The organism is Terrabacter sp. P5_B1, from assembly GCF_056400505.1.
On record NZ_JBFULD010000201.1, the window covers coordinates 1 to 7,846 of the forward strand.

Consider the following 7,846-nt stretch of genomic DNA (forward strand, 5'->3'; position numbering starts at 1 on the left):
GTCCAGAGGAAGCCACCGCCCGCGGCTTGACGGGGCGGCACCGCGGGCGCGTCCGTCGCGGTCCACGGGCCGGCGGGCGTCGGCGCCGTCGCAACCCCGATCGCCGAGTCGTCGCCGGGGTTGAGCGTCGTGTCCGTKACGGTGAAGTAGAGGACGTATCGCCCTGCGACGTAACGGATGTCGGGCGCCCAGAGGCCAGCGGTGGGGGTCGCCCAGGACGGGCGGTTGCCCGAGTCGAAGACGGTGCCGAGGTACTCCCAGCTCGACCAGTCGCGGGTGCGCGCCATGTGGATCGCGCCGGGTGCGTCACCGGCCCTGAGCGGGTCGGAGGTCGCGTAGGCGTACCACCAGCCGTCGCGCCCGCGGATCACCGACGGGTCGGCGAACGTGTCCGAGAACGAGTCCGAGACGGCGTTGTCGTATGCCGTGTGGGCGGGGGCGGACGGCATACGCGATCCCGACGCGGGAGCGGCGGTCGTCAGACCGACGGCGACGACCAGCGCTGCGAGAGTGGCGGTCAGGGGACGCATGCGGCCTCCTCAGCCCTTGACGCCGCTGCTGGCGACGCCCTCGATGACATAGCGCTGGACGAAGACGTAGAGCGCGAGGACGGGGATCGCGGCGAGCATGGCACCGGCCATGACCACGGGGTAGTCGATCGTGTAGGCGCCCTGGAGCCGGCTGAGACCGGCGGGCAGGGTGAGTCGCTCCGGGGAGAAGAGGACGTAGATCGGCCAGATGAAGTCGTTCCAGTTGGCGAGGTAGCTCAGCACGCCGAGAGTCACGAGAGCGGGCTTCGCGTTGGGCAGGACGATCGACCACCAGGTGCGGAAGGAGCCCGCCCCGTCGAGCCGAGCACTCTCCTCGAGCTCCTTCGGCAGGCCCATGAAGAACTGCCGCATGAAGAAGACGCCGAACGCACCGGCCGCACCCGGCACGACCAGGGCCCACAGCTGGTCGAGCCAGCCGAGCTTGTCGAGGAGCAGGAAGTTCGGCATGAGGAAGATGAAGCCGGGGACGAAGAGCGTGAGGATGATGCCGGTGAAGATCGCCTTCTTGAAGCGGAACTCCATGCGGGCCAAGGCATAGCCGGCGAGCGAGCACACGACGAGGACGAGTGCGGCGTGCATTGTCGCAGCCGCCATCGAGTTGGCGAACCACCGCAGCACCGGGCTGGCGGCGTCCTGGAAGAAGAGGACGTCGTAGGCCCGCAGCGTGGGCTCCTGAGGGAGGTACGTCGGCGGGACCGTGCGCGACTCGCTCTGCGACTTGAACGAGGTCAGGAAGATGAGCAGGAGCGGGCCGATGAAGACGAGGCTGAGGGCCCCCATGCCCAGCCAGAACAGGGGTCCGTTGCGGCGCCTCATGACTTCTTCTCCCTCAGGGCCCAGAAGTTGACGAGCGAGATCAGGGCGAGGAAGACCGCCAGGACGTAGCTCATGGCCGAGGCCTGGCCCATACGGTACTGCGAGAGGCCGAGGTCGGTGATCTCCATGATCGCCGTGCGGGTCGAGTCGCCCGGGCCGCCCTTGGTGATGAGGTAGCTCTGGCCGAACATGTTGGCGCTCGCCAGCAGCGTCGTGACGATGACGAAGACGAGCACCGGTCGGAGCCCGGGGATCGTGACGTAGCGCAGCTTCTGCCAGGCGCTCGCCCCGTCGATGTCGGCGGCCTCGTACTGCTCGGCGGGGATGTCGGCGAGGCCGGCGAGGTAGATGACGGCGTTGAAGCCGATGGTCCACCAGACGGTCACCGCGGCCAGCGAGATCCACGCCCACGGCTGCGCGGTCGTCCACGCGGTGTCGCCGGGCAGTCCGAGCGCGCCGAGCACGCCGTTGACCATCCCGAACGACGGGTCGAGCAGGTAGCGCCACATGAGGCCCACAACGGCGACACCGAGCACGAACGGCGCGAAGAAGATGGCGCGGAAGAACGTGCGTCCCGGGAACTTGCGGTTGAGCAGGATGGCCAGGAGCAGCGGCAGCACGACGAGGAACGGGACGCTGATGACCACGAAGATGCCGGTCGCCTTCATCGAGTTCCAGAACTGCTGGAACTGTGGCGACGAGCTGTCGAGCAGGTCGGCGTAGTTCTGCAGCCCGACGAAGGGCTTGTTGGGCAGCAGGAAGTCCCAGTCGTGCAAGGAGATCCAGATGCCCAGCACTCCCGGCACCAGCACGAACGTGATGAACAGGATCAGGAAGGGGGCCAGGAAGAGGTATGGCGTCCACCGCGAGCCGTTGATGCTGGAGGCCGCCCCCCGGGAGCGACGCCCACCCGGCGCGGGCGTCGCTTCCGAGGAGAACCCGGTGGGYTGTGTCGTCACAGCCATGTCGTCAGCCGCCGTACTTCTTCGCGTTGGCCTCGAGGATCTTCGTCGCCCGGCCGGCAGCGTCGGAGAGAACCGTCTTGGGGTCCTGCCCGCCCAGGACGGCCGCATTGACCGCCTTGTCGAACTCCGGCATGGCATCGCCGAGACCGGGCACGGTCGGCGGGAAGTGCAGGTCGTCGATCTGGGTGGCCAGGATGGCCTGCTCCTTGAGGGCCTTGAACTCGGGGGACTCACGCACCGAGTTGCGAGCCGGCACCTGACCGCCCTTGGCCCACTCGAGGCTCTTCGTGCTGATCCAGTTGAGGAAGACGCGGGCGGCTTCCTGCTTGTTCTCGTCAGGGGTGCGCATGGTCGGCAGCACGAACTGGTGCGAGCCCGCCCAGGCCGCCTTGGTGCCGCCGATGTTGGGCAGGGGAGCGACGCCCCACTCCAGCCCTGACTTCTCCTTGAGGGTGTTGATCGTCCAGATACCGTTCCAGTTGAAGGCCGTCTTGCCGTTCTGGAGGGCGACGATGTCGGCGTCCTGGGCGATCTTGCCCGGGGAGTATCCCTTGGTGACGAGGTCCTGGAACCACGTCAGTGCCTTGACCCCGGCGTCGTCGGCCCACAGGACCTGCTTGCCGTCGTCGGAGAAGAGCTTGCCGCCGAACTGGTAGATGAGCGCCTGGATCGACAGACCTCCGGTGAACGGGAAGGGGCTCGCCCAGTGTCCCTGGACGCCCTTGCCCTTCATGGTCTCGAGGGCGGCCATGTACTCGTCGTTCGTCATCGGCGGCTTCTCGGGGTCGATGCCGCCCTGCTCCATGGCCGTCTTGTTGTAGAAGAATCCGAGGGGGTGCACGTCGAGCGGGATGGAGTAGCGCTTGCCGTTGTAGATCCCGGCCTTCCACGGGACGGGTGCGAAGTCGCTCTCGTCGAGCTTGAGGGCGGCGGCCACGTCGTCGAGGGGCTGCACGACCTTGCGCGCGGCGTTCGTCGCCAGTGAGTCGGCGTGCATGATCGCGATCTCGGGACCCTTCCCGGCCGCCACCGCGGCAGGGAGCTTGGCGTAGTAGTCGGCCCACTGCATCGTGTTCATGCTCACGGCGATGTTCTGGTGCTCGGAGTTGAACTGGTCGACGAGCCGCTTCATGAAGGGGCCGTCACCGCCGGTGAATCCGTTCCAGAACTGGAGGGCGACCTTGGGGCCGGAGTAGCCGGTCGCGCCGCCTCCACCGGAGACGGCGGGGGCCTGACCGGGGACCGCGCCGGAGCCGGAGCCGCACGCGGTGAGGCCGGCGATACCCGCGATGCCGAGCGCTCCCGACAGGATCGTGCGCCGGGTGAGTGGCGAGGTCGGCAGAGGTGAGGTGGAGTTCGTCATTGAACGGTCCCTTCGGTGAGGCGGATGCAGTGCCAGGAGGTGGGCGGCAGGGTTGCCGTGAGGGTGGTGCCGTCGGTGCCGTCGACCGCCGCGTCCCCCGGGCGCGGGGTCACTCGGTCGGGGTGTTCCTCGGTGTTGGTCGCCGAGGTGTCGTCGTCGTGCACCTGGAGGTGCTCGACGAGGGCGTATGCCGTGGGGTGGCCCCCCACGGCGGCCGCGACGTCGAGCGCGAGCTCGGCCGTCTCGGTGCGGCTGCGGTTGACCACGAAGACGGCCAGGTCGCCGGTCTCGGGGTCGCGGGTCGCGGTGACGACGAGCTGGTCGACGGGCCCAAAAGCCTTGGTCGGGATCGTGTCGCAGGCGACGGCGGGGCGCAGCACGGTGCCACGGGCATACTTCGCCGTGAGCGCGAACGGGTGGAAGATCGTCTGCTTCCACGAGGCGCCACCGGGGCGGGTGGCGATGGGGGCGATGACGTTGACGAGCTGCGCCTGGCACGCCATCGAGACGCGGTCGGTGTGCTGCAGCAGGGTGATGAGCAGGCTTCCCACGACGACGGCGTCGGTCACGTCGTAGACGTCCTCGATGAGCTCGGGGGCCTCGCGGACCTCGAGCGAGCCCTCGCCGTGGAAGCGCTCCTGGAACCACACGTTCCACTCGTCGAAGGAGACCATGATCCGCTTGTCGGACCCCTTGACGGCGGCGACGTGGTCGGCCGTCGCCACCACGGACTCGATGAAGCGGTGCATGTCCTCGCCGCTCGCGAGGAAGGAGTCGACGTCGCCGTCGACGGGCTCGTAGTAGGCGTGCGCCGAGATGTGGTCGACGAGGTCGAAGCAGCGCTCGAGGACGACGCGCTCCCACGTGCCGAAGGTCGGCATGCCGCGGTTGGACGACCCGCAGGCGACGAGCTCGAGGCCGTCGTCGACGCGGCGCATGGCGCGTGCGGTCTCCTCGGCGACCCGGGCGTACTCCTCCGCCGTCTTGTGGCCCATCTGCCAGGGGCCGTCCATCTCGTTGCCGAGGCACCAGACGCGGATGTCGTGCGGCTCGACGTAGCCGTTCTTCGCCCGGCGGTCGGGCCACGAGGTGCCGGTCTCGCCGTTGCAGTAGAGGAGCAGGTCGACGGCCTCCGGCACACCACGGGTGCCGAGGTTGACCGCCATCATCGGCTCGACGCCGACACCGCGAGCCCAGTCGACGAAGTCGTCGGTGCCGACCTGGTTGGTCTCGACCGAGCGCCAGGCGAGGTCGAGCTGGGTGGGCCGGTCGGCCTTGGGGCCGACCCCGTCCTCCCAGCGGTAGTTGGAGACGAAGTTGCCCCCGGGGTAGCGCACGACCGTGACCCCGAGCTCGCGGACGAGGTCGGCGACGTCGGTGCGGAAACCGAGCTCGTCGGCCGCCGGGTGGCCCGGCTCGTAGATGCCCGTGTAGACGCACCGGCCCATGTGCTCGACGAAGGAGCCGAAGATCCTCGGCCGCACCGGCCCTACCGTGAAAGCGGGGTCCAGCCGTATCGTCGCTCGTCCCATGCGGTCCTCCTTGACCGTCGGCGGGCGGGTCACACCGTTTTGCTGCCACGGTTACCCATTTGCGTCTCCGCTGAAAATTACAACGGTTACCGAAACCTGTCCAGACCCTGCCGGGGTCGGAGCGGGCGGCGTCCCCCGGGCGCTAGCCTGTTCCTCGACGAGGCAGGTGAGGAGCGGGAACGGACGGAGGCACGGTTGGCTGCGCGGCTCAGGGACGTGGCAGAACGTGCGGGAGTGTCGGTCAAGACCGCCTCCAACGTCCTCAACCACCATCCCCACGTCAAGGCGAGCACGCGCGAACGTGTCGAGGCCGCGATGGCCGAGCTCCACTACCGCCCGAACCTCTCCGCCCGCAGCCTCAAGCACGGCCGGGCCGGCTTCCTCGCCCTGGCCGTGCCGGCGATGGACTCCCCCTACTTCGCCGAGCTCGCGGCGCGCATCACCGAGGAGGCGGCCGCCCTCGGCTTCATCGTCCTGCTCGACGTCACGGGCGGTGACGCCGACGCCGAGCGCGTCGTTCTCGAGGGCATGCGGTCGCACGTCATCGACGGGGTCATCTTCTCGCCGCTGGCCCTCTCCGCCGATGAGATCGACCGTCGGGCCGACAGCCTGCCCATGGTGCTGCTCGGTGAGCGCCCCGTCCCGACCGGCCTCGACCACATCGCCGTCAACTCGGTCGCTGCTGCCCGCGCCGCGACGGAACACCTTGCCGCACAGGGGCGTCGACGCATAGCGGCCGTGGGCCGCGAGTCCGTCAAAGGCACGGCGTCGGCGCGGCTGCGCGGCTACCGCCAGGCCCTCAAGGCCGCCGACCTGCCCTACGACACCGCGCTCGTCATCGGAGTCCCCCACTTCGAACGCGCCGACGGCCACGCCGCGATGCAGCAGCTGCTCGACCTGCCCGAGCCGCCGGACGCCGTGTTCTGCTTCAACGACCTCATGGCCATCGGCGCGCTGCGCGCGTGCGTCGAGGCCGGCGTGCGGGTGCCGGAGGAGGTCGCCATCGTCGGATTCGACGACATCGCCGAGACCCGCTACTCCAACCCGACCGTCACGACGATCTCCCCCGACCTCACCGGCCTGGCCCGGGCCGCCCTCGAGCTGCTGTCACGCCGGATCGACGGCGACGACGGCCCGGCCGAGGACGTCGAGGTGGCGTGGACGCTCGAGGCGCGTGAGACCACTCTCGGCGTGCGCCGCCGGGGTGGCCCGGTTCGAGACTGAGCACTCGACGCACCCCCGATCGAGTGCCCACTTCCCGGCGGCTCAGCGGCCGGCCACGACCACCCGTGACCAGGTCTCGCCTCGGTCGCCGCTCTTCCAGTAGGCGCCCGAACCGTCGCCGGAAAGCGCGTAGAACGCCGCGCCGCCAGGGGCTCCGACCCACGCCCACCCGTGGTTGGGCAGTGGCGGGGCCGACCTCGGCTCGCGCCAGGTGGCGCCTCCGTCCCTGCTGAGGCTCATCGAGCCGTGGACGTCGGGGCTACCTCCGGAGACGGCGAGGAGATTCTGCGCGTCGGCGGCCGCGAAGGAGGTCGTGCCTGCGTTGGTGAGCAGGAGCGGCCCTCCGTTGACCTGGCGCCAGTTGGCGCCACCGTCGCTGCTCGACTGGACGGCATACCCGATCTGTCCTGCGGCGCCCCCCGAAGGACACACTGCGAAGAGAGTTGTCCCGGCTGCTGCGGTGACCAGCTGCACCGCCTGTCCGGTGCCGCACGAGGTGGGTGCGGCGCGGTGGAGGCCGTCGGGAGCGACGACGACCGGCGTCGGGCCCGGTCGTCCGGCGGTGGGCACGACGACCGGGGAGACGAAGGCCCGCCCGCGCTGCCAGGAGATCTGGACATCCTTCACGCCGGATCCCCCGTCGATCGTGCCCGCGACATCGGTCGCCGAAGCAGCGGTGACCGGGGCCCGGACGACGCTTATGGCGCCATGGCACATTCCGTCCGAGCACCCCGGCGCCGTCGTGAGCACGACGTCGGTGCCGTCGGTCTCGAGGCCGATGACCTCGCCACCGGGGTGCGGGTAGTCCTGCCAGGTGACGCCCCCGTCGGTGGTACGCATCGCGGCGCCGCCGAAGGCCCACCCGACCGATGCGCTCGCGAACCGCACCTGGGTCAATGATCCCGCACCGCCGAGGCGGCCGGGGACCAACCTCGGTGCGGCGGTCGAGACGGGAAAGGTGTGCCGCAGGGTCCAGGTGGCGCCGTTGTCGCTCGAACCGGCGACGGCGGGGCAGTCGCCGCCCGCGCAGGCGACGGTGCCGAGCGCGAAGAGGTGGCCGGCCGCGCCGGTCGTGAGCGAGCGCACGACGAACGATGCCGGCACGAGCGCCGCCGACGGCGGCGACGGCGGCGACACGGTCGGTGACAGCGGCGGCGACACGGGCGGTGACAGTGGTGTCGACGCGGAAGGGGTCAGCGTCGGCACGCTGGAGCGGCTGGGGCTCGTGGGCCGCGGCGACGGCGCCGACGACCCGACGACGGATGACGACAGGACGGGTCCGGCCGGCGCAGGGGGCGTGGTGCTGCCCCGCCCGAGCACCGCCGCACCGACCGCACCGAGCACCACGGCCGCAGCGGCGGCCCCGGCGGCATACCGCAGCCACGGGCGTCGCGA

General features: G+C 70.1%; 7 protein-coding genes and 1 pseudogene. 2 read left to right on the plus strand and 6 right to left on the minus strand.

The window, feature by feature from the left end; genetic code table 11:
• The 5 genes from AC1DP0_RS14425 to arfA form a co-directional block, all read right to left on the minus strand.
• The coding region (locus AC1DP0_RS14425) for a family 43 glycosylhydrolase (protein ID WP_478085239.1) at positions 1–530 on the minus strand (530 nt) is incomplete at its 3' end.
• Positions 531–539: 9 nt separating this feature from the next.
• A complete protein-coding gene (locus AC1DP0_RS14430; protein ID WP_478085240.1) occupies positions 540–1,367 on the minus strand; it encodes a carbohydrate ABC transporter permease in 828 nt (275 codons plus the stop codon).
• Positions 1,364–2,332: a carbohydrate ABC transporter permease gene (locus tag AC1DP0_RS14435; RefSeq protein WP_478085241.1), complete on the minus strand. Its 969-nt coding sequence runs from the start codon at positions 2,330–2,332 to the stop codon at positions 1,364–1,366. Before AC1DP0_RS14435 ends, AC1DP0_RS14430 begins: the two co-directional genes overlap by 4 nt.
• A 4-nt stretch (positions 2,333–2,336) precedes the next feature.
• Positions 2,337–3,695 (minus strand): ABC transporter substrate-binding protein, encoded by a 1,359-nt coding sequence (locus AC1DP0_RS14440; protein WP_478085242.1) that lies wholly within the window; start codon positions 3,693–3,695, stop codon positions 2,337–2,339.
• Positions 3,692–5,227 (minus strand): arabinosylfuranosidase ArfA, encoded by a 1,536-nt coding sequence (gene arfA / locus AC1DP0_RS14445; protein ID WP_478085243.1) that lies wholly within the window; start codon positions 5,225–5,227, stop codon positions 3,692–3,694. Before arfA ends, AC1DP0_RS14440 begins: the two co-directional genes overlap by 4 nt.
• A gap of 216 nt (positions 5,228–5,443) precedes the next feature.
• Here arfA and AC1DP0_RS14450 point away from each other — a divergent pair, with 216 nt between their 5' ends.
• Complete coding sequence (locus AC1DP0_RS14450) at positions 5,444–6,451, plus strand: LacI family DNA-binding transcriptional regulator (RefSeq protein WP_478085244.1); 1,008 nt, start codon at positions 5,444–5,446, stop codon at positions 6,449–6,451.
• 42 nt (positions 6,452–6,493) lie between these two features.
• Here AC1DP0_RS14450 and AC1DP0_RS14455 read toward each other — a convergent pair whose 3' ends face one another.
• A complete protein-coding gene (locus AC1DP0_RS14455; protein ID WP_478085245.1) occupies positions 6,494–7,537 on the minus strand; it encodes a WD40/YVTN/BNR-like repeat-containing protein in 1,044 nt (347 codons plus the stop codon).
• Between AC1DP0_RS14455 and AC1DP0_RS14460 the strand changes: the two are divergent.
• Positions 7,524–7,846 (plus strand): annotated as a pseudogene (locus AC1DP0_RS14460) (hypothetical protein); the annotation flags it as partial. The gene AC1DP0_RS14455 and the pseudogene AC1DP0_RS14460 overlap by 14 nt on opposite strands.

Bases quoted from the DNA above. Each gene is read 5' to 3' on its own strand.
- AC1DP0_RS14430 (WP_478085240.1), bottom strand. From the start codon at position 1,367: ATGAGGCGCCGCAACGGACCCCTGTTCTGGCTGGGCATGGGGGCCCTC.
- arfA (WP_478085243.1), bottom strand. From the start codon at position 5,227: ATGGGACGAGCGACGATACGGCTGGACCCCGCTTTCACGGTAGGGCCG.
- AC1DP0_RS14440 (WP_478085242.1), bottom strand. From the start codon at position 3,695: ATGACGAACTCCACCTCACCTCTGCCGACCTCGCCACTCACCCGGCGC.